This window comes from Kitasatospora sp. NBC_01539 (assembly GCF_045040525.1).
GTDB lineage: Bacteria > Actinomycetota > Actinomycetes > Streptomycetales > Streptomycetaceae > Kitasatospora.
In genome coordinates, this window is the sequence record NZ_CP109390.1 from 519,956 (window position 1) to 542,382 (window position 22,427).

Here is a 22,427-nt window from a genome sequence, read left to right on the forward strand (position 1 = left end):
GCCCGCGAATGCGCGCCACAGCGGACGGCCCGGCCGAACCAGGGGTCAGGCGATCAGGTGGTCGAACTCGCCGGCCTTCGCGCCGGCCACGAACGCGGCGAGCTTCGTGCGGGTCGCGGTGAGCGGTACCTGCGCCGGGTCGGTGGTGATGCCGATCCGGACCTGCCCGGCGTCGTCGACGGCGACGCCGATCGAGTCGTCGAGGTTGTTGACGTTCGACTTGCTGGACTTCTCCCAGCGCAGGCCGTTCGGGGCGCCGAGCGGGTCGTAGCCGTCGACGGTGATGGCGTGGCTCATCGTGGTGTCCCTTCCACCGGGTCCGGCAACCGGGTCCGGCTGCCGTGCAACCAGGTAACCGTCGACGGGCGGTCCCGGTCGTCAGCCCGGCACGGACGTGCAACCGACGTGCGGAACGCGCACAGAATGTGCACGGACCGTCGCCCTGGGTGTACCGTCAGGGCGGTTGCCACTCCGCCGGGTTGGAGGACTGATGGCGGTGCAGACGGTCGGCGGCCGGGATATCGGAGCAGTCGTCCGAGGCGCCCGAGCTGCGGCACGAATGACCCAAGGAGAGCTCGGCCGGCGCTGCGGCTACTCCGCATCCACCGTGAGCCGCGTGGAGGCCGGTTCACTGCGCCCGACGCCCGAGACACTGCTGCGCATCGCCGAGGCCCTGCAACTGCCCCCGCAGCGCCTCGGCGTCGTACCGGTACCGGCATCACGGCACGCTGGCGCGATCTCTGCCACCGCCACAGGGGCGACGGTTAGGGTGGCAGTGGATGTGATGCCCGCTCAGCAGGAGGATCCCGTGCGACGTCGAGAACTGCTGGCCGGGATCGTCGGCACCACCGCCGCCCTGATTCCCTCCCCCGCCACCGCGGCGCCGCGCACCGGCCCGGTCGGCGACGACCCGACCGCCGCCCTGGAACGCGCCCTCTACGCCCCGGAGCCCAGCGGGCCCGTACCGGCGGCCGTCCTGGATCGTGCGCTCACCTCCGCCCGCAACGAGTTCACCGCGGCACGCTACGGCCGCCTCGGCCAGGCCCTGCCTGCACTCCTGGGCGCCGCCGAGGCCGGCCGCGCAGCGGCCGGCGCCGCCCGCGAGCGGGCCCACGCCGCCATCGCCCGGGCCTACATCCTGGCGACCGAACTCGCGGTGAAGCAGCACTCCGACATGGCCTGGGCCGCCGCGGACCGCGCGCTCGCCGCCGCCCGCGCCGGAGGCAGCCCCGTCGTCATCGGCGAAGCAGCCCGGGTCCTTGCCATCACCATGCGCCGCTCCGGCCGGCCCGCCGCCGCCGTCGACCTGCTGCGCCGCACCGCCGCAGACCTCACCGGGCAGAGCGGCGCCGCGCCCCGCGCCGTCGGCGCCACCCTGCTCCTCACCGCGGCGTACACCGCGGCCTGCGATCGGCACCGGACCGACGCCCTCGACCTCATGTCCGGCGCCGAGGACGCCATCCGCCGCATCCCGGGCGGCGCCCCGGCATCGCCGCTGTTCACCGTCGACGCCACCGCGACGCAGCGCGACCTGTACTGGATCGGCGTGCACAACGCTCTCGGCACGCCCGACGAGGCGGTACCGTACGCCGCACGCCTCACCCCCGCATCGATGCCGACCGCGGAACGCCGCGCACGTCTCGGCACCGACGCCGCCCGCATGTGGCACCAGCTCGGAGACCACCGCCGCACCTTCGCCGCGCTGCGCCTCGTCGAGCAGGCCGCCCCGGAAGAGGTGCGCCGACCGGCGCTCCGCGCGCTGACCGCCGACCTGCTGTACTCGCCCTCACCGGTGCCCGGGCTGCGGGAGTTCGCCCGCCGGACCGGTGCCGCCACCGTCTGACGCCCTACCCGGTGCGAGCGCTCGACCGTCCGACCACGTCTGCGGGAGGCTGCGCCACGAAGCCGGCTCGCCGCGAGCTCTCCTCCGCGGGCGGATCCGGCCGACCGGCGGAAAATCCGACGGGACGTCAGTCGCTCGGCGTCACGGCCGTGTCCAGGTAGAAGGAGTCGATGCTCTGCACGGCCCGGGTGAAGTCGTCGAGCTGGACGGGCTTGGTCACGTAGGCGTTGGCGTGCCGACGGTACGCACCGGTCACGTCGTCGGGTGCGGCCGAGGTGGTGAGCACGACCACGGGGATCGACTTGAGGCTCTCGTCGATCTTGATGATGTCCAGCAGCTCACGGCCGTTCATGCGCGGCATGTTGAGGTCCAGCACGATCAGGTCCGGCAGCAGGGCCCCCTCCGCGCGCAGGTGCTCCAGGGCGTCCTCGCCGTTGCCGACCCGCACGATGTCGCGCTGCGCCTTCTCCTCCAGCGCCTCCTCGATGAGCATCGCGTCGGCGGCGTCGTCCTCGACGAGCAGCACGCGGTAGGGGCGTCCGGGGGCGAGCGTGATCATGGTGATCTCCTGGGTGTCTGTCGCGTGCGGTCGCAGATGGGAGGTACGTACGTCCCGTGCCCGCTGTCCGCCGGGTGACGACGGCGACGGTACCCGGCATGCGCGCATCATAGGCGACCGGCACGACCGTCCGGCGCGGCGTCGCCAAGTACAGTGCGGTACGCCGGGTGCACCGCACGGCGCAGGGGCGGACCGGTCGAAGGCCGGCCGAGGGGGAGGATGTCGTCATGGCCCAGGAGCAGCAGGCCGCCGCACCGGCGCTCCCGACGGCCGCGGCCGACCGCAGGGGCGTGGCGCGGTGGACGACCCGGCGGTGGCTCAGGGCCGGCGTGGGCACCGCGCTGGTGGTGCTGTGCGCGCTCGGTACGGTCGGGGCCTGGGCCCTCGACCACGCGGCGGCCGTCTCCGACCACCTCGTGGACCGCTCCTCGCCCGCGCTCATCGCCTCCGTCCGGCTGGAGAGCGCCCTGATCAACCAGGAGACCGGCATACGCGGCTACGGCGCCACCGGCCGGAGCGAGTTCCTCCAGCCCTACACGCTGGGGCTGCGCCAGCAGGCCTCCGCCGTCGCCGTGCTGCGCTCCCTCGCCGGGACCGATCGGACCGATCGCGACAACGCCGACCTCGACGCCGTACTGGCGTGCGCCCGGGTGTGGCAGGAGAGCGTCGCCCGGCCGGTCGCCGCCCTGCCTCCCGGCGCGCCGGCCCCCGACGACGTGCCGAGCGCCGACCGCGGGAGGCAGACGTTCGACGACGTGCGCACGGCACTGACCGCGCAGCAGCAGCACCTGCAGGACGAACGCGCCGCAGGCCGGGCCGACCTGGCCGCGGCACGCCGCCTGCGCGACACCGTCTTCATCGCCATCGGCGCCGTCGTCCTGCTCATGACCGCGCTCGTCTTCGAGGGCCTGCGGCGCGGCGTGACCGGGCCCCTCACCCGTCTCGGCGCGGACGCCCGCCGGGTCAGCGCCGGCGATTTCGCCCACCGCATCACCCCCACCGGCCCGGCGGACCTGCAGGCCCTCGCCGCCGACGTGGACGCGATGCGCCGCCGCCTGACCGAGGAGGTCGCCCTCAAGGAGCGGGCCCGCCTCGACCTCGACCGGCAGGCGGCGGACCTGCGCCGCTCCAACGCGGAACTCGAGCAGTTCGCCTACGTGGCCTCGCACGACCTCCAGGAGCCCCTGCGCAAGGTCGCCAGCTTCTGCCAGCTCCTGCAGCGCCGTTACGCGGATGCGCTGGACGCCAGGGCCAACCAGTACATCGACTTCGCCGTCGACGGCGCCGGGCGCATGCAGACCCTCATCAACGACCTCCTCACCTTCTCCCGCGTCGGGCGGACCATGGACGCCCGGCTGCCGGTCGACCTCGACGCCCTGGCCGACCGGACCCTCGACACGCTCAGCATCGCCATCGAGGAGAGCGGCGCCCGGATCACCCGTGACCCGCTCCCCACCCTCGACGGCGACCCCACCCAGCTCGGCATGCTCCTGCAGAACCTGATCGGCAACGCCGTCAAGTTCCGCTCCCCCGAACGCCCCCCGCGCATCCACCTCGGCGCGGCCCGGGACGCCGACGGCACCTGGACGTTCGCGGTCGAGGACAACGGCATCGGCATCGAACCCGAGTTCGCCGAGCGGGTCTTCGTCATCTTCCAGCGCCTGCACACCCGCGAGGCCTACGAGGGGAACGGCATCGGCCTGGCCATGTGCAAGAAGATCGTCGAGTACCACGGCGGCACCATCGCCCTCGACCCCCGCCACGCACCCGGCACCCGCCTCACCTTCACCCTCCCCGGCTCCTGACCCGCCAGCCGCGCCCGGGCAACCGGACTCCGAAGACCGCGCCCGACGACGACCACGCCCGACGACCACAGCCCTGCACCGGCCGGGCCGCCCCCGTCAGCCGCCCGAGGCCCACTGGTGGGCGCTGCCCCGGTGGACGGCGGCGTAGATGCGGTCGCGCAGCAGGTTGGCGTCGTGGTCGGTGAGGGTGCGGTCCAGGTGCCGCAGGACCACCGTGAGGAGGACGTTCTTCTGGTCCGAACGGGCTCCGAGGCGTTCCAGGGCCTGCGGCGGGAGTTCGCTGCACGGCGTCTCGGCGCGGATCTCGACGGTCTCCACGCAGTCGGCGTCCGGCCCGAGGGCGTCGCGCACCCGATCGCCGAGGTCCTCTGCCAGGTCGTCCCGGTCGACGGCGACGGAGAGGTCCCGCCGGACGGGGGGCATGGCGGACACGGGCCGGTAGGGAGCCAGGTCCGCCATCTGTGCGGCGACGGAGGGCTCGGCCGAGCGCAGGAGGCGGATGTCCGGGATGCCCTTGAGCAGCATCAGCATCCGGTCGAGCCCCATGCCGAGCGCGAGACCGCTCCACGAGGCGCCGAGGCCGGCCCGCCCGAGCACCTGCGGGTGCGCCAGCCCGCACTCCGCGATCTCGATCCATTCACCGTCCCGGTCGACGTCCACCTGGCGGCCGGCGAGCGTGTACGGGTGGACACGGTCCTCGTGGCGGTGAATCGCGCCGGGGAGGAGACCGTCGACGAGTGTCGTGACCATCTCGTCCAGATCCGCGGTCGTCGTCGGGGCCGGGCGGCGGGTCACGCGCCACAGGTCGAGCTGATGGGGAGTGCCGGTGTGCAGGCGGTCGATGCTGTCGCGGCGGTAGACCAGGCCGGGGCAGACGAGGAGCACGTCGTCGGCCGGGTCCGCGGCCAGCGCACGCAGCGCGGCCGGGACCAGCGCGCTGGAGTGGCTGCGCAGCATGGTCCGGTCGTCGACGTACCGGGTGTAGCGGGCCTCGCGCGTGACGTCGCCCGGGTCGTAGCCGAGATTGTCGTAGTTGTCCTCGACGGTGACGGTGCGCTCGCCGCGGTACCGGCGGACTTCGCAGCCCCAGCGCTCCGCCAGCGCATCGACGGCGCGGTCGAGGACGAGCTGCAGGGCGTGCGGCCCGGCGGCGGGATCGGTGAGGTCCCGGACGGACAGGTCACGGGCGAGCTGTTCGGTGGAGAGGTGGGCGGGCATGTCGGCCTCCTGGCCAGGAGCGGTGACGGGGGTCGAGAACCCCCCGGCCCCTGGGCCTGGCCGCACGGTGGGATCGGCCGACTCAGCTCCGGAGACGTGGCGAGGTCCGACCCCTGCGGCGCCCTTCGGGGGCCGGGGGGCCGGTAAATCGGCGAGAGATCGCTACGACGGCCACATCGGTACTGTAGCGGGCCCGCCGGGGCCGGTCCCGTCGTTTTCCCGCGCAGGCGCCCGGTCGTCGGCGGACGTCAGCCGGCGCGGACACGCCGCTGCTCGGCGCGGGTGGTGCCCGGCTCCGGCGGCGGCCGGTGACGGAGTGTCGGGTGAGGGCGTGTCAGATACCGGGCGGGGGTCCCTGGTCCGGGGCTCCGCCGCGTCGTTCAGACCTCCGGACGCTCCGGGGTCGGCCCGGCGAGCCGCAGCAGCATCGTGTCCGACTCCCCTTCGCGTCCGACGACGGTGAAGCCACGGGCGGCGTAGAGGCGGACGGCCGGGTTGCCGTCCTCCACGCTGAGGCTCAGGAGGTCGACGGAGGACCGGGCCGCCGTCTCCACCAGCGCGTCCAGGAGGGCGCTCCCGACGCCGCGGCCGCGGTGCCCCGGGAGCACGCCGAGAGTCAACTCCGGTACGTCGGGGGCGACGTGACCGTAGCCCGGATCGTCGGCCGGAAAGGTCCGCGCCCACACGGCGCCGATCGGCCGGCCGGTGTCGTCCTCGGCCACCACCCCGAAGTCTCCCGCCCGGGGCCAGCCGGTGACGTAGTGCGCGATGTGCGGCATCCGCAGCATCTCCGCCGAGGTGTGCCGGGCCCCGTCCCAGTTGAAGGCCTCCAGCAGGACGTCCGCCAGGAAGTCGGCGTCCTGCCCGGTCGCGGGCCGGAGCCGCACGGGGGCGCCGGGCAGGTGTGACCCGGACATGGGATCGGTGTGCACGGGATGCCTCACTTCATGCTGTCGCCGGGGAGGCGGCCATGCTACTTCGCCCGAACGGCTGGCCTGGATCCGGCAGGCCGGGCCCGTCGTCCCTGCACGTCACCGCCGCACGCCGCAGGCGCCTGCGGTCGACCGCCCGGTGTCCCGGTACCGCGGCCAGGCCCCACGCACCGCTCCGACGCCGCGGTCGGCGTCCGACAGGACGGCGCCGGTCCCGGGGTACGGCCGAGCGGCAAGCGATCAGTCGGGCGGTGGGGGCAGCAGTGGTCCGAGCGGTCCGAGGTCGAGGTTGAGGTCCTGGAGGGTCAGGTCGTAGCGGGTGCAGAGTTCGGTCATGCGGTCGTGGAGTGTCATGAGGGTGACCCCCAGGGTCTCCTCCTGCTCCTCCGTGAGGCCGCCGGCCTCGACCCGGCGAACCGCCTGCCGTTCGATGAGCTGCCGCAGGAGCTCCACGACGGTGAGGACCAGTTTCATGAGGTCGCGTTCGACGGTGTCCGGGGCGGTGGTGATCCTGCGTGGCAGGTGCCCGGATGCGGGGAGTGCGGAGGGGCGGGTGTCACCGGAGGTGGCCGGCAGCAGGTGGAAGGCGCGGCCGGCCGCCTCGGCGATCTCACCGAAGCGGTCCGGGTGGCGGGCTTCGCCGGTCATGGCGGTTCGCGCCCGGGTCCGACGGCCGTCGCCCAGGGAACGGGAGTCCGCTCGGTGACGGAGACGACGAGCGCTCGCAGGGAGATCCGGACGAGGTCGATGTCGGCGATGGACAGGACGACGTCCCCGGTGAGGACGACGCCGCTGCCGAGCAGGCGGTCCAGCAGGTCGATGAGGGCGACCTGCCGCTGCGGCAGGGGCCCGTCGGAGCCGGCCGGAGGGCCGTCGACCGTCGTCATGAGGCGGGCCCCCGGTCCGGGCGGACGGCATCCTGTTCGTTCGGCCGTGCCGCGTTCTGCTCAAGCCCGGCGAAGGAGTAGGGAGCCCAGGGCCCGGTGATGACGACCCGCACACCGGGCAGGCCGTCGGCCGACCGCAGGACGTCCGCTCGGAAGGCCGCGGCGTGGTCCTCGGGGACCAGGTAGGCATCGTTGGCGACGTTGGTGCCGGGCCCCGCAGCGAGTTCCCCCTGCTGTACGCGGTGGCGCACACGGTCGACGGCGTGCGGTCCGGCGGCGGCGTCGACCCGCTCGACGGCCGTCCGGGCCACCTCGTAGGCGTCCTGCCGGTGGTGCTGCTCGGCACGACGATGGAGGAGGTAGGCGCGGCCCGGACTGATGTCGTCCGGGGTGGACGCCGGCTGAAGGGCCGCGTCGTCGAGGTAGAGCTTCACACCCCACTCCACCCGGCCGGCCAGCTCGGCGAGGCGGGCGAGGAACATGTCCTGGCGCTCGTCGAGCATGGAACGCACCCGCTCGTCGTCGAGGTAGACCGTGGCCAGGCGCAGCGGCAGGACGGTGGTGTGCCGTGCGACCGCTTCGACCACCGTGTGGTGGACGCGGGCGAGCGTCTCCAGCCACGGCAGCTCTTCGAGGTGGGTACGGAGGGCGTCCTCGCCGAAGTCACCGGCGGGCACCGGGCCCGTGATCGCCACCGGGTCGTGGCCGCGGGTGGGCGGTACGAGCTCCACCGGTGAGGAGGCCACCCCGACGATCGCGGCGACGGCCTGCTGCAGCCCCTCGGTGCGCCGTGCCACGGCGTAGGCGTAGACGAGGTGCCGGGCCGTCACGGCCGGTCCCGATCGGTGGTGGGGCGGGCGCGAGGCGGCGGGCGCTTCGAGCGGGCGCGTCGTTCGGTCGTCTCCTCGGCAGACGTGTCGGTGTCGGTGTCCGTGTCCGTGTCCGTGTCCTCGGCGGGCGGCAGGGCGGCTCCGGCGCGCAGTTCTTCGATCTGTTCGCGGAGGCGCCGGTTCTCCTCCTCCAGCGACGGGCTGCTCCCCGCCCGGGAGGAGAGGGACGGGTCGTGTTCCCACCAGTCGATGCCCATTTCCTTGGCCTTGTCGACGGACGCGATCAGCAGGCGCAGCTTGATGGTGAGCAGTTCGATGTCGAGGAGGTTGATCTGGATGTCCCCGGCGATGACGATGCCCTTGTCGAGCACGCGTTCGAGGATGTCGGCGAGGCTTGCCGACGACTGGCCCGTCGGCGGTGCGGAGCGGGAGGGGAACGAGCCGAGCCTGCCGGCGACGGGTTCGGTCACGGCGTCGTCGCCTCCTTCCGGGCCGGGTGCTGCGGTGCGTGCGGTCAGGTGCCGGACTGCTGCTGCCGGTACGCCCTGATCTCGTCGAGCCGGTCGAGGAGTTCGTCCTCCCGCCGGTCGAACGTCTCGTCGTCGATCTCGCCGGCGAGCAGCGCCTTCTCCAGCGCGGCGAGTTCCCGTTCGACGGGTCCGGGGTCGTAGTACTCGTTCTCCGCGGTCTCCACGACGCGTTCCAGTACCCAGACGGTGCCGCGTACCGGTGCCAGCGGGAGGGTGAGGATCTGGGTGAGCAGGCCCACGGCCTTCTCCTTTCTCGCACGAAGCTGTTCTCACACGAAGCTGTAGGCGGGCAGGGGGCCGTGCAGCCGGAGGTCGAAGTCGCCGCCGAGCTCGGCGGCGAGGCCCTTCTCCGCGGTGAGGAAGAGCTCCCGGTGCTCGTGGTCGACGAGGAAGGAGACGTTCAGGAAGTCCTGGCCGGTCGGCTCGGAGACCACGTCCTGGCGGGCGTGGGGCCGAAGGGCCTCGGTGATGCCGGTGGCGAGCGCGAGGTGACGGGCCCGGACCTCCTGGGCGACGATCTCGCCGAGGGCCAGCGGCAGGTCGGGGCTGCGGCTGCCACCGGTGATGTCGTCGTTGAGCTGCCGGGCCTCGGCGGACTCCAGGAGGATCTCCCGCAGCAGGGAGTCCTCCTCGACGGCGGCCTTCAGGTGGTACTCCGCGCAGCCCTCCAGGGCGGTGAGCCGTTCCAGGTACTCCTCGCGGCGTTGGTGGAGGGCCTCCCGCACCGCGTCGTCGTCGGGGGCGGTGAGGCCGAATCGCAGCGGCAGCACGGTGCCGTCGGCCATGAGCCGTTCCTGGACGGCCTGGTGTGCGGCGAGGTCGCGGCGTTTGGGCCGCAGGTCGGGCGGGGCGTCGCTGACCGTCGCACACAGGGGCCCCGAGCGGACGGTGCGCAGGTGCGAGGGGGGCGCGCCCACGCCGTCGAGGCCGTCCAGGTGCAGGGGGTGGTCGGCAGCGGTGACGGAGTACACGTAGACGGGCACGTCATTCCTCCCGGCGCCGGGTGGGCCTGCGGGCCGGCCGTTCGCGCTTGGGTGCGGGTTCCTTCTGCTCCTCCTCGTCGTCTTGGTCGCGTCCCAGGTGGAGGGTGTCGGTCACCGCCTCCACGGCGCCCGAGAGCGCGCCCTTGCTCTTGCCGTGCGCCCCGCCCTCGGTGACCTGCCCGACGATGTCGGTGAGCTGCGCGGGGGCCTTGCGACCGGCTTCCAGGTCGAGACGGTTGCATGCCTCGGCGAACCGCAGGTAGGTGTCGACGCTGGCGACGACGATGCGGATGTCGATCTTGAGGATCTCGATGCCGACCAGGGAGACCCGCACGAAGACGTCGATCACCAGGCCGCGGTCCAGGATCAGTTCGAGAATGTCGTAGAGACTTCCGGTGCTCCCGCCTCGGGCGGGGACACCGGCTTGGCTTTGCGGCACCACGGTCATGGCGCCTCCTTTCGCCTCGCCGGCCCACTGGACGCCCGGACGGCACGTGCCCCACGGGACCCGGACGAGTCAGGTCGGACGGTCGATCTGCCCCCGGCTGTAGCGGCGGACCCGCTCGTAGGCGAGGAGTTCGCCCTCCTCGTCGAGCGTGACGCGATAGCTGGCGAGCACGCTGGTCGTGTCCGGTATCCGTTCCAGTTCCATCACCTCGACGTCGGCCTGCCAGCCCTCCTCCGTCGGCTTCAGCGCCGACACGGACTCCGGTTGCCGGCCGAGGAGTTGGGCGAGCTGCTCGGCGGCGTTGCGCATCGCGTCCGGTGCCGAGACGCGTCGCCTGCGCGATGCCGGACGGCGGCGGGGGGCCTCGTCCGCATCGGGTGCACGCTTCGGGGCAGGTCTGCGCGGTCTGGCGCCGTCCTCCCTGCCTGCGACCATCTGCCTGCTCCGGGCTCGGAGAAATTGCGGGTTGCCCCCACGGGCACTGTGCTTCATGCTGCCCACCCATCCTCCCTCCGGGGGATCGGCCGCGCACGGCGGGCCTTCGGGCCGTTCACGGCCCGAAGGCCCGCGTGGGCACAGGGCGAGGACATCCCTGCTTGCGCGAGCCGCAGCGCCGTGCATGATCCGGCGCCCCACGTGCGCTCGCCGGGTTGACTGCCCAGACTGGTGGTACGGGCGCGCAGTACGGTGCCCCGCTGCTCGTGCTCGTCCGTCGTGGCCCCTGCCCGCCGTGAGCACCGGTCCGGGGCGTGCGTGACGAGGCGTCACGGCGTGAGCGTCGTGCACCGCACCGGGCTGCCCCTCCGCGCAGGTGACGCTGCGCGCCTCAGCCCGGCAGGGACTCTCCGACACGGAGTGCTCCGGTGCTCCGGGCCGACCACGGCACCGTACGTGCCCCTTTGCGCGGCGCCCGTCCATCGAGAAGGGGCACATGCCGAAGGGACCTGTCTCATGAAGGACACCGCCAAAGTCGCCCTGGCCGCCGCGGTCGCCGGCGGATACGTACTCGGCCGCGCGAAGAAGGGGCGGCTCGCCTTCGCCGCCGCGACCTACCTGGCCGGACGGCGGTTCGGGCTGGATCCGCGTCAACTCGCCACCGAGGGGCTCCGGAAACTCGGTGAGGTGCCCCAGGTCGCGGAGCTCAACGAGCAGGTCAAGGGGGAACTGCTGGAAGCGGGCAAACGTGCGGTGGTCGCCGCGGCCAACCGGCGCGTCGGGGAGCTCGCCGATTCCCTGCGTGAGCGCACCCTCAACGTCGGCAAGCCGAAGCCCGAGGCGGTGGACGAGGAGGAGTGGGAGGACGAGGAACCGTACGACGAGGAGGCCGAGGACGAGGAGGCCGAGGAGGAACCGTACGACGAGGAGGAGCCGGAGGAGGACGAGGGACCGGGCGACGTGGAGCCGGATGAGGAGGAGGGAACGGCCGAGGAGGAACCGGAGGAGGAACCCGCCGAGGAGGAGCCTGAGGAGGAGCCGGAGGAGAAACCGCGACGGCGGCGTACGGCGAGCGGTGACCGACCGGGCAGGCGTGCCTCACGGGCGGCGTCCCGGGACGACGAGCCCGCACCCGAACGCAAGCCGGCGAAGAAGGCGGCCCCGGCCAAGAAGTCGTCCGCAGCCGCCAAGAAGGCCCCGGCGAAGTCCGCTCCCCCCGCCAAACGCTCGACGACCCGCGCTGCACCGGAGAAGAGCGCGGCCAAGAAGGCCTCGGGCCCGAAGGCCGCCGCGCCGGCGAAGAAGACCGCAGCGAAGAAGACTGCGGCCAAGAAGAGCGCGGCCACGAAGACCACCACCGCGGGCAAGCCGTCCACGCGCTCCACCCGCGGGAGGTAGGCCATGGCCACGACGGACCGCAAGTCCCCCGACACCTCGGGTTTCGACAAGCTGCGTGAGGAGGCAGTCCACTACCTGGGTGCCCAGATGGAGCACCTGGTCGAGAAGGCCGGCGACAAGGTCTCCGACCTGACGGGCCGGCTCGGCGACGTCGCGGAGAACGGGGGCGTGCTGCCCAAGGTCGGGGCTCGCGTCCTGCAGGGCGACTCGCCTGCCAAAGCGTTCCTCGGCGAGAAGGCCAAGAGCATCAAGGACAACGTCGTCGACAAGGTCAAGGGGGCGTTCGGCGGCGGCGGCAAGCCGGGACGGAAGTCCGGCAAGAAGCCGATGAACATGATCGAGACCCTCGACGTCGGCGTGCCCCTGCGCACCGCCTACGACCACTGGACCAAGTACGAGGACTTCAGCGGGTTCGCCAAGGGCGTGCAGAGCGTCTCCCAGGGCGACGAGGTCACCACCGACTGGAAGGTCAAGGTCGGACCGTCCAAGCGCAGCTTCAAGGCGACCGTCCAGGAGCAGGTGCCGGACGAGCGCATCGTGTGGACCTCCGAAGGCGCCAAGGGCAGCACGCGCGGTGCGGTGAGCTTCCACGAACTCACCCCGACCCTCACCCGCATCGTCCTCGTCGTCGAGTACTACCCGGCAGGATTCTTCGAGAAGACCGGCAACATCTGGCGCGCACAGGGCCGGCGCCTGCGCCTGGACTTCAAGAACTTCCAGCGCTACGTCTCGCTCACCAACGACGAGGCCGACGGCTGGCGCGGCGAGATCCGCGACGGCGAGGTCGTCAAGACCCATGACGAAGCCATGGAGGAGGAGGAAGCCGCCCGGGAGCAGGAGAACCAGGACGAGGAAGAGGACGGCTACGAGGACGCCGAGAGCGACGACGAGTACGCCGACGAGGAACCCGGGGACGACGAGGAGCAGGAGTACGACGAGGACGCCGACCGGCAGGAGGAGCCCGGGGACGACGGGGAGATCGAGGAGGACGCCCTCGACGACTCGGACGAGGAGGACTTCGAACCGGAGGACGAGGGCGAGGACGACGAAGCCGAGGATGAGGACGAGGACGACGAGGAGGACTTCGAACCGGAGGACGAGGGCGAGGACGACAGGACCCGGCGCTGAGAACGCGGGCGGGCCCGTCACGCCAGAACGACCCCGACGACGCCCTGCAGCACCGTCCCGTTCTCCTGTGCGGCCTCCAGACGCTCCTCGAAGGCTTCAGCGCGCCGGTCGGCCGGGAGTTCCGCGAGGTCTCCCGGCCAGGTGCCGGGCAGCACCACGGTCACCAGCACCACCCCGGCTCCGGCGGCCGACAGCCAGCGCGGCGACACCGCGAGCGCGGGCTGCGGTTCCCACACCTGTCTGCCGCCGACCAGTACCAGCCGCTCGAACCTTCCCCGGCGTACCTGGACGGCCCCGGTCGTCACCGGTGCCTCCCCCGCCGCCAGGACGAATCCGCTCTCCCACGCGTCCACCGCCAGCGCCCCGTAGTCGCCCGCACCGACCTCGACGATCACCTCCGCGACGACGCCCCCGCCCTCCGTCTCCCGCACCGCCAACGCCCACAGCATCGGCCCCTCGTCCGCAGCACCAGTCACACCCCGTTAACGACCGGCCCTCTCCGATCGCACGCCGGGATCCGCAGGACCGGACGGCCGGCGGACGGCCGGTGCCCCGCGGGCGACGAACAGCGGACGCCGAACCGCGGGCGAGAGCGGGCACGAGAACGGGCACGAGAGCGGGGACGGTTCGACGGGGACGGTTCGACGGCCGATACCGGGTAGGCGCGTACCGTCCGGAGATTCCGGGCCGTGTGAACCTGCGCGAAAGGACGGACCATGAGCAGTGGCGACATGGGGGACGACGTCTACCAGCCGGACGGCGGGGCACCCGAGGACGCGACACCACCCGACCTGGAGAACGCGCTGGACGAGCGCGACTACGACGACGTCCTGGACGAGGGCTACTCGCCACCCGAGCGGCCGCTCGCGGTCGACCGGCCGGGGACGACCACGGCGGAGCAGCACGACGGCGAGACGCTCGACCAGCGGCTCGCCCAGGAGGTGCCGGACGTCGGGGAGGCCGCCGGGGACGGCATCGGCGATCTGCCCGGCGCTGCCGGCGAGCCCCGTGACCGCGAGGTCGGGGACGTGCGGGCGGGCCGTCTGGTGGCTCCCGACGAGGGGGCCCACGCTGACACGGAGAAGGAGCTGTGGGGCACCGACGTGGGGGTCGATGCCGGGGCGGCCGGCGCGGAGGAGGCCGCCGTCCACGTCGTCCCCGCCGAGGACACCGAGGCGGACCCCGGCGTCCCGCCACCCGCGTAGTCGGCCGGTCCGCGGCGGTTCGTCCGGCCCCTCGCGCCGCCCGGTGTCCGCGCCGTGCAGGAGACGGCCGTGCAGGGATGCCGGACGGCCCGCGCCGGACGGCACCCCACCTGCCGCAGCCCTCGCACCGGTCGGCGCCGATCAGTGGGTCTCGCGGCGCTCCTTCATCTCGGCCTCCGCGATGTGGTCCCGGCCGCCGACCAGGGCTTCGCGCACCTGCCGCTCGACCTCGGTGAAGCGCCGGTGGTATCCGTCGTCGTAGGCCTCGACGATCTGGAACGTCCACATGCCCGGCAGGACGTCCGCGCCCCGCACCTCGCGCTCCACCAGGTCGGCGAGGTCACCGTGTCCGGCCCGGCGCAGCGCTTCGACAGCCTCGCCGACCGCCTTGTCGGCGCCGCCGGTCATCTGGTGGAAGTCGTACAACCGCCCCCGGGCCCGCACGGTCGTCTCCAGCGCTTCCGAGAGCAGCCCCAGCGCCTCGACCGTGGCGTCGCCCACGCCCTCCGGGCGGGCGTGCCGCCGCAGGGACTCGTCACCGCTCGTCATGCGCCCCTACCTCCGTCGCCACCTTGTCGGTCATGTCGGTCATGGTCCGCCGTCCCGGTCGTCTGCGTGCGTGTTCCCGGCCGGAGCGCCTTCCACGCGTGGCGGCCGGGACGGCGGCTCGTCACAGCTCGTGGACCGGACGAAACAACCCGGACCCGCCGTACCGCCTCTGCGGCGGGGCAGGGCACGGCGTCACGGTGCTCCCCGTGCCGTGCGGTGCGGTGACGGACGGTCGTACGCCGCCCGGGGACGAGCGGCCGGGGACGGCGGCCGGGCCGGGTGGCCCGGCCGCCACGGTCAGCCCTTGGCGGCGGCAGTCGACCAGCGCAGCGCACGGCCGAGGAAGGGCTTCGCCTCGGCCTCGGCGGAGAGGGCCGCGCCGACCGGTGCCGCTTCCGGCCGGGGCCCGGTGGAGGGTAGGGCGCGGGCCATCTCCGCGACCTCCGCCACCGGACGCAGCAGCGCCGCCCGGGCGAGCGCGCGGCCCAGCGGATCCGGGGCGCTCCGGGCCAGTAGACCGGCGAGTTGCACCACCTCTTCGACCGGGCGTCGCAGCACGGCCTCGGTGGTCACCAGGTCGACGGCAGGACCCTCCCCGTCCAGTGCCGCGACGAGTTCCGCCACCTCGGCGACCGGTCGCAGGACCGCCGCGGCCCGCACGGCGGCGTCCGCGCCGGGGAAGGTGTGTCCGGCCAGCAGGCGCAGCAGTTCCGCGACCTCGTGGGCGGGGCGGCTGGCCGCCGCGGCGTCGAGGACCACCACCGCCAGCCCGCCGGGTCGCTCGTCCGAGCCGGCCGGGGGTGGTGGGCAGTCGTCCGGCAGCGGGGACGTGTCCGTGGACATGGGACGGGCCACAGTCAGAACTCCTTCGAACAGCAGGTACCGGTTCGTGGCCGATCGACCACACGCTGCAAGCATCCGCACCGCACCCGGTATCGGCCACTTGGACGCATGCCTCCGCCACCGGTCGGGACAGGTCGCGGTCCCGCCCGCCCGCGAGGGTGCGGGTTCGGGTGCCGGGGCCGCCCCGGGCCCTGCCCATGGCGGGGCCTGTGGCTGCGCCGTTCGGGGGCCGGCCGTTCCGGCGCGGCGGCAGGGCGGGCGCCGTGTCGAGAAGGTGGACCGGCGTTCGTCCGAACGGGGAGGACGGCCCCGGGCCGAACCGACAGTCACCCCACCCCGATCACCCCCCACCCTGGTCACCCCCACCGCCGTCGCCCCACCGCCGTCGGCACCCGGCCGCCTCGGCAGGCCCGCGGAAACGGCCGCGGTCCTCGATTCGGGAGCACCGGGAGGGGTAACCGTGCGGCATGAGCCGAGACGAACCTTCGGGCGCCGGAGCGCCGGTCCCCGCCCAGGACCGCTGGCCGTCGGGTGGACCCGTACTCAGCGTCGGCGTCGAGGAGGAGTACCTGCTCGTCGACCCGCTGACCGGACTGCCCGCGGCCCGCGCCGAGCAGGTGCTCGGGGCGGCACGGCTCCAGTCCGCGCTGGACCCCGGCGAGGTCCAGCACGAACTCCTCCAGGCACAGGTCGAGATCGCGACACCGGTGTGCGGCACGCTGGAGGAGATCGGGGGGCACCTCCTGCGCATGCGGCACGCCCTCGGGGAGGCCGCGGAGGCGTCCGGCTGCCGACTGGCGGCCGGAGGCGCCGCCCCGATGACAGGCCGCACCCCGGTACCGGTGACCCCCTCCGCGCGCTACCGCGCGATGCACGCCGACGCTCCCCGGCTCACCGACGAACAGCTGGTCAACGGCATGCACGTCCACGTGGGCGTGCCCGACCGGCGGCTGCGGGTGGCCGCCCTGAACCGGCTGCGCCCCTGGCTGCCCGTCCTGGTGGCACTCGCCGCGAACTCACCGGTGTGGGAGGGGGACGAGACCGGTTTCGCCAGCTGGCGCACGGTGGTGTTCAACCGCTGGCCGGTCACCGGCATCCCGCCGCAGTTCGCCGACCCGGACGACTACGACCGGCGCACCCTCGCCCTCCGGGAGAGCCGGATGATCCGCGACGAGGGTCAGATCTACTGGCAGGCCCGGCTGTCCGCCCGCTACCCGACGGTCGAGGTCCGGGCCATGGACGTGCAGATGCGCGCCGACGACGCCGTCATGCTGGCCGGCCTGGTCCGCGCACTGGTCGCCACCGCCGTCCGGGAGGAGCTGGAGGGCCACCCGATGCCCGACCGGCAGCCCGAGAGCCTCTCCGGGGCCGGCTGGCATGCCGCCCGGTACGGCCTCACCGACGAACTCCACGACCCCCTCACCGGCCGGCTCCGCCGGGTCGGCGACATCGTCAGCCTGCTGGTGGACCACACGGCCCGGGCGCTGGAGGATGCAGGGGACACCCGGCAGACGACCGCAGCGCTCCACCGACTGCTCCGCGAGGGCAACGGCGCCGAGATCCAGCACCGGGCGTTCGCCGACACGGGCCTCACCGGCCTCCTGCGGCTGATCACCGACCTGACCGTCTCCCGCTGACCGGCCCGCCGGGCGCCTCGGACTCTCCGCCCCTCGGCCCCTCCGCCCCTGCGCCCGGAGCCGGCAGCGCTGCCGGATTGAGTTGCGGATCGCCGGGCAGAAGCAGGCCAGGGGGCATTCGAAGGAGAGTCCGCATGATCATCCTCGGAGTGATCCTCCTCGTCATCGGCCTCATTGCGGGGCTGGGCTTCCTCTGGACCATCGGTGTGGTCCTGCTCGTGGTCGGACTGATCCTGTGGGTCCTCGGACTCGTCGGCCACGAAGTCGGCGGACGGCGCCACTACTGGTGACCCCGACCGCTGTGCCCCTCCGACGCCGTCGGCGTCCGGACCGGCCGGGCCGTGACGGGTGTCCGGACCGGCCGGGCCGTGACGGGTGTCCGGACCGGCCGGGCCGTGACGGGTGCCGTGACGGCTCGCACGATCCGGAATGCCGCTCGGACACGGCGTCGCCGCACCGCCCTCGCGTAGGACGCCGATCGGCATCCCGGTAGCTCGGTGACAGATCCGATCGGCATCCCGGTAGCTCGGTGACCGAACTGTCCCCGCCGGATCGGCGACATCGCCCGAGCTGCGCTCGTTCTCGACGGAGCCCGGAAGCGATCGCCGTCGAGACGACCTCAGCGGCCGGACTGCAGCAGCATCTCCGCCCACACCGTCTTCCCCTGCTCCTGCGGGTCGTGCCCCCAGCGGACGGCGAGCCGGTCGACGACGAACAGCCCGTGTCCCCCGACCCCGTCCGCCTGGTGCGGACGTGGCCGCGGCCGCGCCCGGCTCGAATCCGTCACCGCGATCGTCAGGCGGTTCCCCCGGTGCTCCAGGTCGAGCTGCCGGGGGCCGCCCGCATGGCGGACGGCATTCCCCACGAGTTCCGCGGCCACGAGCGCGGCATCGTCGACCGCCTCCCCGGAAACGTCGAGGTGCCAGTCGGCGAGAGCCCGTCGCACGGCGGCCACGCCGTCGCCGACGGGGGTCGCCCCGCCGGTGGGCTCGAAGTGGAGTCGATGGTGGTGGCCGGGGTCGGCGCACGGGGTGACAGGGCACATGGACAGCTCCTGGAGCAGTCACGTAGGGATTTCCTTCGTCACACCGGCGCCTGCCCGCCGCCCCCGCCGTCACACCTGCTCCGGCGCGCATTGCCCCAGGCCGTCGGAGGTCCGCCGCGGCCTGTGACGGCCCTGCGCGAGCGGTCCGCCTCCGCGCCGGAGGTGAGCCCCTGGGGTGATCTGCCGCGGTGGACCGCCCCAGCCGCTCCCGCGCTCGCCGCACCACTGTGCCGCTGCGCCAGGCGCCTACCCCGCACCACCGGTCCGCGGCGGCAGCGCGGTGGGCCCGGCCGGCGCGACGTCGGGCGGGCCTTCCAGGAGTGCGAGGAGGGCGGCGACGGTGTGCCCGGCCTCCGCGGGGTGACGCAGCTCGGTGTCGGGGTTGACGTGGTACCGGTTGCGGCGGCCCTCGCGGCTGCGGGTGATGTACCCGCCGGCCTCCAGATCGGTGACGATGCTCTGCACGGCGCGCTCGGTGACCTGGCACGCGGTGGCGACGTCACGCATGCGGATGTCGGGGTCACGGGAGATCAGGGACAGCACCCGGGCGTGGTTGGTGAGGAAGGTCCAACCGGTGCGGGGATCGGCACGCGTCTCCATGCGCCCATCGTATGACCGCCCATTCCTGCACCGCAATACACGCACTGCCATTCGTGTATCCCTTGACATGGGTTCCCTCGGCGCGCAGCATCGAATCAACAGCCCTGCCCGACCGGGAAGGAGCCCGCCATGTTCGACAACGCGTTCCTGCCGCCCCAGGCCACCGCCTGTCCCTCCTCCGTGGCGGTGGTCGCGCCGACACCGTCGCCGCCCCGTGCCGACCGGCAGGGACCGCTGACGGTGCACACGGTGCGGGCCCTCGGCGGGCTCAGCCGCGTGCGGGTGGCCGGCGAGATCGACCAGGACAACGCGGCCGTCCTCCGGGACGCGCTGCTGGCACTCCCGGCCGGGACACCGCGAGCGATCGACCTCGACCTGCGCGACGTGACCTTCATCGACTGCGCAGGCCTGAACATCCTGCTCGAACTGCGACAGCACGGGCTCACCGCCGGCTTCCCCGTACGGCTGCGCGCGGCGAGCCCGCCCGTCGTACGGCTGCTGGACGTCTGCGACGCCCTGCCGCTCTTCACCCACCGCACCCCTCCGACGCCCACCCGGCAGGAGAGCTGAACCGGAATCCGCCGCAGTCCGCCGCACGGGCCGACGGCCGGCGCCCGGCCACAGCCGACTGGAGCAGGCGGCGCGAGCCGCCCGCCGGAGCGCTGCGACGTACGGGAGCAGGGCCCAGGGCCGTGGTGAACCGCCGTGGTGAACCCCGGCCCGGTCCGGTCAGTCCTCGCCGGGCCAGGTCCCGGTGGCCCTGCGCCAGGCCACCGCGCCGCCGCGCTGCACGGCGGCGCGTACGACCGAGAGGATCAGTCCCTGGATCGCGGCCGCGAACAGGACCTCAGGCCAGGTGTGGTCGCGTTCCAGGGGCTGCGGGGCGTCGCCTTCCGGGCCGAGGCGGTCCCAGAGCTTCCGGAAGGCGAAACTCGCCAGGGCGCCACCGATGAGGCCGGCGGCGAGCCCGACCGGCTTGTAGACGATTTTCGCGGTGTTCGGCATCGGTACCCCCAGGGTGCTCGGCGGCCGGTCCGCGGGCCGCACTTACCCGGATGGGGATCACCGAACCACACCGGCGACGGCCTTCCGGTTCGGGTCCGGGTCCGGGTCCGGGTCCGGGTCCGGGTCCGGTGCCGGTGCCGGTGCCGGGGGGAGCGTCCCGGTCGGTCGGCTGCCCGGGCCGTGGTGTGGGCCCGCGGCGAACCGGGCAGACGCCGCACGAAGGATCCCCTCCGGCGGGTGACGCGCCTCGCCTCGCCGATCGGGCCGACCGAACCCGCGGCCGACCGAACCCGCGGCCGGCCAAACCCGCGGCCGGCCGAACCCGCGGTCCCGTGCCGGGCCCGCGGTCCCGTGCCGGGCCCTGGAGAATCCCGTGACCATGCCCGTCCTGCCATCACCCCGAGGCGACCTCTCCTCGGGCCTCCTCGCCGCGCTGACCGCAGGACCGCCCGGTCCGGCATCACCACCGCTGCCCGTGCCGGATCCCGGCACGGACCCCTGGGACGAGGACCTGCACCTGGCCCTGTACGTCTGCTACGAGCTGCACTACCGCGGATTCGCCGGCGTCGACCCCGGCTGGGAGTGGGCGCCCTCGCTGCTGTCCCTGCGCGGCGCACTGGAGCGCCGTTTCCTGGACGGGCTGCACGCCGAGACCCCGGTGCGGCCGCTCGGCGCCCTGCTGGAGGACCTGCTCACCGAGCCCCGGACCGGCAGCGGCCCTTCGCACCGCCTGCTCGCCGCCGGGAGCCGCCAGCAGGCCCGCGAGTACCTGGTGCACCGATCGCTCTACCACCTGAAGGAGGCGGACCCGCAGCTGTGGGTCGTCCCCCGCCTGACCGGCGCACCCCGTGCCGCGGTGATGACCGTCCAGTTCGACGAGTACGGCGCAGGGCACCCGGAGCGGGCGCACGCCCGGCTCTTCGGCGAGATGATGGCGGACTTCGGCCTCGACCCGGCGTACGGGCACTACGTGGACGCGGCGGCCGGCCCGGCCTTCGCCGTGGTCAACCTGATGTCGATGTTCGGCCTGCACCGCGCGCTGCGCGGCGCCCTGGTCGGGCAGTTCGCCGCCGTCGAGATCGGCTCCCCGCCGGGGGCCGCCCGGCTGGCGGCGGCGTTCGAGCGGCTGGGTGCGGGCCCGGCAGGCACCCTGTTCTACCGCGAGCACGTGGAGGCCGACGCCGTCCACGAGCAGGTCGTACGCCACCAGGTCATCGCCCCGATGGTGGAGGCGGAGCCGGAGCTGGAGGCCGACATCGCCTTCGGCATCGCCGCGAGCACCCTCACCGAGACCAGGTTCGCGCGCCTTCTCACCGAGGCGTGGGACGCCGGTGCGAGCTCACTGCGCGGCGGGGCCCTCGCCGCCGGACGGTGATCCGCCGGAGCCACCCGAGCCGCCGGAGCCGTCCGGCTCGCCCGGTCCACCCAGCCCACCCGACCCGCCCGCTAGGGCCGCCCGGGCCGCGGGCGGCGGCGGCCGGTGCCGCCGGTGGCTCGTGTCGCAGAACGGGTACCGCCGACTGCGACGGCACACGCACAGCGCCACCACCGGCCGGTCGGACCGCACGGTCGTACCGTCCGGGAGAACGATCTCGACCGGCCCTTCCACCAGCACCGGGCCGTTCGTCACCGGTTGCACCCTGCGCGGGGTGCGGTCAGCACCCGCGAACACCGCGCACCACCACCAGCTCCTCCTCGCGCACGCCCGGCCGGATCAGCCCGCGGCGCTCGAACCAGTCGGCGCGGGCCGTCATCACCGGACCGAAGACCTGCCGCCGCCGGGCCACGACCTCTGCCCGCAGTCCGGCGTCCTCCATCGCGCCGACCGTGGCGCGGACACCGGCCAGCGAGGACTGCACGACCAGCAGCACACCTCCGGGGCTCAGCAGCCCCGGCGCCTCCCGGCAGATCCGGTCGAGCAGCAGCCGACCGTCCCGACCGGCGTCCCACGCACGCGCCGGACCGTGTCGCGGCGCACCGGTGCGTTCGGCGGGGACGTACGGGGGGTTGCTCACCACCAGGTCGAACACCTGCAGCCGGACGGGCCGGGTGAGGTCGCCGTGCCGCAGGTGGAGACGCTGCCGACGCAGCAGCCCGTTGGACCACGCCGTCGCGAGGGCGAGCCAGGACACGTCCACCGCGGTGACCTCGGCCCCCAGCCGGGCCGCGGCCAGCGCGACCGCTCCACTACCCGTGCCGAGATCCAGGCAGCGCACACCGGCGTGGATCTGCTCGGCGGTCAGACTCTCCACCAGAAGTGCCGTGTCGCCCTGCACCGGGTACACCCCGGGCGGTCTCATCAGCCACATGATCCGCGCGTGCCCACGACCATGCGAACCCAAACATGCAGGTCAGAGCCGATTCACAGCCGGAAGGCGAAGAACGGCGACGGTGCGGCCGGCCTCCACGGGGTGGCGCCGCGGCCCGGTGCCGGGGTCGACGTGGTGACGGTCGCGGCGGCCGTCGCAGCCATGGGCACGGCCCGAGCACGTCGGCGCCCGATCAGTACACCGATACCCGATCAGTACACCGGTACCGGATCAGTAC

Annotated in this window: 29 protein-coding genes and 1 pseudogene; 10 read left to right on the forward strand and 20 right to left on the reverse strand. The window is 73.6% G+C overall.

Annotated features, from left to right (window positions below; genetic code table 11):
- Positions 1-45: 45 nt before the first annotated feature.
- Positions 46-297 carry a DUF397 domain-containing protein gene (locus OG335_RS02145; RefSeq protein ID WP_405009234.1) on the reverse strand — a complete coding sequence of 84 codons (252 nt, stop codon included), beginning with the start codon at positions 295-297 and terminating at the stop codon, positions 46-48.
- Positions 298-490: 193 nt separating this feature from the next.
- On the opposite strand from OG335_RS02145, the pseudogene OG335_RS02150 reads away from it, so the two are divergent.
- Together OG335_RS02150 and OG335_RS02155 are read left to right on the forward strand one after the other, a co-directional pair.
- A pseudogene (locus OG335_RS02150) lies at positions 491-682 on the forward strand (helix-turn-helix domain-containing protein); the annotation flags it as partial.
- A gap of 126 nt (positions 683-808) precedes the next feature.
- Positions 809-1,843 (forward strand): transcriptional regulator, encoded by a 1,035-nt coding sequence (locus OG335_RS02155; RefSeq protein WP_405015286.1) that lies wholly within the window; start codon positions 809-811, stop codon positions 1,841-1,843.
- 127 nt (positions 1,844-1,970) lie between these two features.
- Here OG335_RS02155 and OG335_RS02160 read toward each other — a convergent pair whose 3' ends face one another.
- Positions 1,971-2,402: a response regulator gene (locus OG335_RS02160; protein WP_405009235.1), complete on the reverse strand. Its 432-nt coding sequence runs from the start codon at positions 2,400-2,402 to the stop codon at positions 1,971-1,973.
- Between the two features lie 227 nt (positions 2,403-2,629).
- Here OG335_RS02160 and OG335_RS02165 point away from each other — a divergent pair, with 227 nt between their 5' ends.
- A complete protein-coding gene (locus tag OG335_RS02165) occupies positions 2,630-4,207 on the forward strand; it encodes an ATP-binding protein (protein ID WP_405009236.1) in 1,578 nt (525 codons plus the stop codon).
- A 96-nt stretch (positions 4,208-4,303) separates the two neighbouring features.
- Here OG335_RS02165 and OG335_RS02170 read toward each other — a convergent pair whose 3' ends face one another.
- The 10 genes from OG335_RS02170 to OG335_RS02215 all read right to left on the reverse strand — a co-directional run bounded on the left by OG335_RS02170 (position 4,304) and on the right by OG335_RS02215 (position 10,470).
- Entirely contained in the window at positions 4,304-5,425 is a 1,122-nt protein-coding gene (locus tag OG335_RS02170; protein WP_405009237.1) for a hypothetical protein, read from the reverse strand.
- Between the two features lie 380 nt (positions 5,426-5,805).
- On the reverse strand, positions 5,806-6,342 hold the full coding sequence (locus OG335_RS02175) for a GNAT family N-acetyltransferase (RefSeq protein WP_405009238.1): 537 nt from the start codon (positions 6,340-6,342) through the stop codon (positions 5,806-5,808).
- A 255-nt stretch (positions 6,343-6,597) separates the two neighbouring features.
- The gene (locus OG335_RS02180) at positions 6,598-7,005 is read right to left on the reverse strand and encodes a gas vesicle protein K (protein ID WP_405009239.1); all 408 of its coding nucleotides are present in this window, start codon (positions 7,003-7,005) and stop codon (positions 6,598-6,600) included.
- Positions 7,002-7,244 (reverse strand): gas vesicle protein, encoded by a 243-nt coding sequence (locus tag OG335_RS02185; RefSeq protein WP_405009240.1) that lies wholly within the window; start codon positions 7,242-7,244, stop codon positions 7,002-7,004. The genes OG335_RS02180 and OG335_RS02185 overlap by 4 nt, the downstream gene beginning before the upstream one ends.
- Positions 7,241-8,074: a GvpL/GvpF family gas vesicle protein gene (locus OG335_RS02190; RefSeq protein WP_405009241.1), complete on the reverse strand. Its 834-nt coding sequence runs from the start codon at positions 8,072-8,074 to the stop codon at positions 7,241-7,243. Before OG335_RS02190 ends, OG335_RS02185 begins: the two co-directional genes overlap by 4 nt.
- The gene (gvpJ, locus tag OG335_RS02195) at positions 8,071-8,544 is read right to left on the reverse strand and encodes a gas vesicle protein GvpJ (protein ID WP_405009242.1); all 474 of its coding nucleotides are present in this window, start codon (positions 8,542-8,544) and stop codon (positions 8,071-8,073) included. Before gvpJ ends, OG335_RS02190 begins: the two co-directional genes overlap by 4 nt.
- A 44-nt stretch (positions 8,545-8,588) precedes the next feature.
- On the reverse strand, positions 8,589-8,843 hold the full coding sequence (locus OG335_RS02200) for a gas vesicle protein GvpG (RefSeq protein ID WP_405009243.1): 255 nt from the start codon (positions 8,841-8,843) through the stop codon (positions 8,589-8,591).
- Positions 8,844-8,873: 30 nt separating this feature from the next.
- Positions 8,874-9,587, reverse strand: coding sequence for a GvpL/GvpF family gas vesicle protein (locus tag OG335_RS02205; protein ID WP_405009244.1), 714 nt, complete (start codon positions 9,585-9,587; stop codon positions 8,874-8,876).
- A 1-nt stretch (position 9,588) separates the two neighbouring features.
- On the reverse strand, positions 9,589-10,035 hold the full coding sequence (locus OG335_RS02210) for a gas vesicle structural protein GvpA (protein WP_405009245.1): 447 nt from the start codon (positions 10,033-10,035) through the stop codon (positions 9,589-9,591).
- Positions 10,036-10,104: 69 nt separating this feature from the next.
- Positions 10,105-10,470 carry a gas vesicle protein gene (locus OG335_RS02215; protein ID WP_405009246.1) on the reverse strand — a complete coding sequence of 122 codons (366 nt, stop codon included), beginning with the start codon at positions 10,468-10,470 and terminating at the stop codon, positions 10,105-10,107.
- A 516-nt stretch (positions 10,471-10,986) separates the two neighbouring features.
- On the opposite strand from OG335_RS02215, the gene OG335_RS02220 reads away from it, so the two are divergent.
- Both OG335_RS02220 and OG335_RS02225 read left to right on the forward strand, forming a co-directional pair.
- The gene (locus OG335_RS02220) at positions 10,987-11,868 is read left to right on the forward strand and encodes a histone protein (RefSeq protein WP_405009247.1); all 882 of its coding nucleotides are present in this window, start codon (positions 10,987-10,989) and stop codon (positions 11,866-11,868) included.
- Positions 11,869-11,871: 3 nt separating this feature from the next.
- Entirely contained in the window at positions 11,872-12,996 is a 1,125-nt protein-coding gene (locus tag OG335_RS02225) for an SRPBCC family protein (protein WP_405009248.1), read from the forward strand.
- A 17-nt stretch (positions 12,997-13,013) separates the two neighbouring features.
- Here OG335_RS02225 and OG335_RS02230 read toward each other — a convergent pair whose 3' ends face one another.
- Positions 13,014-13,445, reverse strand: coding sequence for a hypothetical protein (locus tag OG335_RS02230; protein ID WP_405009249.1), 432 nt, complete (start codon positions 13,443-13,445; stop codon positions 13,014-13,016).
- A gap of 267 nt (positions 13,446-13,712) precedes the next feature.
- On the opposite strand from OG335_RS02230, the gene OG335_RS02235 reads away from it, so the two are divergent.
- Positions 13,713-14,201, forward strand: coding sequence for a DUF5709 domain-containing protein (locus tag OG335_RS02235; RefSeq protein ID WP_405009250.1), 489 nt, complete (start codon positions 13,713-13,715; stop codon positions 14,199-14,201).
- Between the two features lie 141 nt (positions 14,202-14,342).
- On the opposite strand, the gene OG335_RS02240 is transcribed toward OG335_RS02235, so the two are convergent.
- A complete protein-coding gene (locus OG335_RS02240; protein WP_405009251.1) occupies positions 14,343-14,750 on the reverse strand; it encodes a hypothetical protein in 408 nt (135 codons plus the stop codon).
- 297 nt (positions 14,751-15,047) lie between these two features.
- Entirely contained in the window at positions 15,048-15,605 is a 558-nt protein-coding gene (locus tag OG335_RS02245) for a hypothetical protein (protein WP_405009252.1), read from the reverse strand.
- A 455-nt stretch (positions 15,606-16,060) separates the two neighbouring features.
- On the opposite strand from OG335_RS02245, the gene OG335_RS02250 reads away from it, so the two are divergent.
- Entirely contained in the window at positions 16,061-17,230 is a 1,170-nt protein-coding gene (locus tag OG335_RS02250; RefSeq protein WP_405009253.1) for a glutamate--cysteine ligase, read from the forward strand.
- 134 nt (positions 17,231-17,364) lie between these two features.
- Positions 17,365-17,520, forward strand: coding sequence for a DUF6131 family protein (locus tag OG335_RS02255; RefSeq protein ID WP_405009254.1), 156 nt, complete (start codon positions 17,365-17,367; stop codon positions 17,518-17,520).
- A 329-nt stretch (positions 17,521-17,849) separates the two neighbouring features.
- Here OG335_RS02255 and OG335_RS02260 read toward each other — a convergent pair whose 3' ends face one another.
- Together OG335_RS02260 and OG335_RS02265 are read right to left on the reverse strand one after the other, a co-directional pair.
- On the reverse strand, positions 17,850-18,275 hold the full coding sequence (locus tag OG335_RS02260) for an ATP-binding protein (RefSeq protein WP_405009255.1): 426 nt from the start codon (positions 18,273-18,275) through the stop codon (positions 17,850-17,852).
- A 246-nt stretch (positions 18,276-18,521) separates the two neighbouring features.
- Positions 18,522-18,875 carry a helix-turn-helix transcriptional regulator gene (locus OG335_RS02265; RefSeq protein ID WP_405009256.1) on the reverse strand — a complete coding sequence of 118 codons (354 nt, stop codon included), beginning with the start codon at positions 18,873-18,875 and terminating at the stop codon, positions 18,522-18,524.
- A gap of 129 nt (positions 18,876-19,004) precedes the next feature.
- Between OG335_RS02265 and OG335_RS02270 the strand changes: the two genes are divergently transcribed.
- Positions 19,005-19,445, forward strand: coding sequence for an STAS domain-containing protein (locus OG335_RS02270; protein ID WP_405009257.1), 441 nt, complete (start codon positions 19,005-19,007; stop codon positions 19,443-19,445).
- 159 nt (positions 19,446-19,604) lie between these two features.
- Here OG335_RS02270 and OG335_RS02275 read toward each other — a convergent pair whose 3' ends face one another.
- Positions 19,605-19,880 (reverse strand): DUF4235 domain-containing protein, encoded by a 276-nt coding sequence (locus OG335_RS02275; protein ID WP_405009258.1) that lies wholly within the window; start codon positions 19,878-19,880, stop codon positions 19,605-19,607.
- Between the two features lie 379 nt (positions 19,881-20,259).
- On the opposite strand from OG335_RS02275, the gene OG335_RS02280 reads away from it, so the two are divergent.
- Complete coding sequence (locus tag OG335_RS02280) at positions 20,260-21,255, forward strand: iron-containing redox enzyme family protein (RefSeq protein WP_405015287.1); 996 nt, start codon at positions 20,260-20,262, stop codon at positions 21,253-21,255.
- Here the strand turns inward: OG335_RS02280 and OG335_RS02285 are convergent.
- Both OG335_RS02285 and OG335_RS02290 read right to left on the reverse strand, forming a co-directional pair.
- Positions 21,220-21,552 (reverse strand): CDGSH iron-sulfur domain-containing protein, encoded by a 333-nt coding sequence (locus OG335_RS02285; protein WP_405009259.1) that lies wholly within the window; start codon positions 21,550-21,552, stop codon positions 21,220-21,222. The two genes, OG335_RS02280 and OG335_RS02285, sit on opposite strands and share 36 nt — an antisense overlap.
- Positions 21,536-22,189: a HemK2/MTQ2 family protein methyltransferase gene (locus OG335_RS02290; protein WP_405009260.1), complete on the reverse strand. Its 654-nt coding sequence runs from the start codon at positions 22,187-22,189 to the stop codon at positions 21,536-21,538. Before OG335_RS02290 ends, OG335_RS02285 begins: the two co-directional genes overlap by 17 nt.
- Between the last annotated feature and the right edge of the window lie 238 nt (positions 22,190-22,427).

Coding starts and splice junctions, on each gene's coding strand:
- OG335_RS02145 (WP_405009234.1), bottom strand. CDS start 297: ATGAGCCACGCCATCACCGTCGACGGCTACGACCCGCTCGGCGCCCCG.
- OG335_RS02160 (WP_405009235.1), bottom strand. CDS start 2,402: ATGATCACGCTCGCCCCCGGACGCCCCTACCGCGTGCTGCTCGTCGAG.
- OG335_RS02165 (WP_405009236.1), top strand. CDS start 2,630: ATGGCCCAGGAGCAGCAGGCCGCCGCACCGGCGCTCCCGACGGCCGCG.
- OG335_RS02170 (WP_405009237.1), bottom strand. CDS start 5,425: ATGCCCGCCCACCTCTCCACCGAACAGCTCGCCCGTGACCTGTCCGTC.
- OG335_RS02175 (WP_405009238.1), bottom strand. CDS start 6,342: ATGTCCGGGTCACACCTGCCCGGCGCCCCCGTGCGGCTCCGGCCCGCG.
- OG335_RS02180 (WP_405009239.1), bottom strand. CDS start 7,005: ATGACCGGCGAAGCCCGCCACCCGGACCGCTTCGGTGAGATCGCCGAG.
- OG335_RS02185 (WP_405009240.1), bottom strand. CDS start 7,244: ATGACGACGGTCGACGGCCCTCCGGCCGGCTCCGACGGGCCCCTGCCG.
- OG335_RS02210 (WP_405009245.1), bottom strand. CDS start 10,035: ATGACCGTGGTGCCGCAAAGCCAAGCCGGTGTCCCCGCCCGAGGCGGG.
- OG335_RS02215 (WP_405009246.1), bottom strand. CDS start 10,470: ATGGTCGCAGGCAGGGAGGACGGCGCCAGACCGCGCAGACCTGCCCCG.
- OG335_RS02220 (WP_405009247.1), top strand. CDS start 10,987: ATGAAGGACACCGCCAAAGTCGCCCTGGCCGCCGCGGTCGCCGGCGGA.
- OG335_RS02225 (WP_405009248.1), top strand. CDS start 11,872: ATGGCCACGACGGACCGCAAGTCCCCCGACACCTCGGGTTTCGACAAG.
- OG335_RS02230 (WP_405009249.1), bottom strand. CDS start 13,445: ATGCTGTGGGCGTTGGCGGTGCGGGAGACGGAGGGCGGGGGCGTCGTC.
- OG335_RS02235 (WP_405009250.1), top strand. CDS start 13,713: ATGAGCAGTGGCGACATGGGGGACGACGTCTACCAGCCGGACGGCGGG.
- OG335_RS02240 (WP_405009251.1), bottom strand. CDS start 14,750: ATGACGAGCGGTGACGAGTCCCTGCGGCGGCACGCCCGCCCGGAGGGC.
- OG335_RS02250 (WP_405009253.1), top strand. CDS start 16,061: ATGAGCCGAGACGAACCTTCGGGCGCCGGAGCGCCGGTCCCCGCCCAG.
- OG335_RS02255 (WP_405009254.1), top strand. CDS start 17,365: ATGATCATCCTCGGAGTGATCCTCCTCGTCATCGGCCTCATTGCGGGG.
- OG335_RS02260 (WP_405009255.1), bottom strand. CDS start 18,275: ATGTGCCCTGTCACCCCGTGCGCCGACCCCGGCCACCACCATCGACTC.
- OG335_RS02265 (WP_405009256.1), bottom strand. CDS start 18,875: ATGGAGACGCGTGCCGATCCCCGCACCGGTTGGACCTTCCTCACCAAC.
- OG335_RS02270 (WP_405009257.1), top strand. CDS start 19,005: ATGTTCGACAACGCGTTCCTGCCGCCCCAGGCCACCGCCTGTCCCTCC.
- OG335_RS02275 (WP_405009258.1), bottom strand. CDS start 19,880: ATGCCGAACACCGCGAAAATCGTCTACAAGCCGGTCGGGCTCGCCGCC.
- OG335_RS02280 (WP_405015287.1), top strand. CDS start 20,260: ATGCCCGTCCTGCCATCACCCCGAGGCGACCTCTCCTCGGGCCTCCTC.
- OG335_RS02290 (WP_405009260.1), bottom strand. CDS start 22,189: ATGTGGCTGATGAGACCGCCCGGGGTGTACCCGGTGCAGGGCGACACG.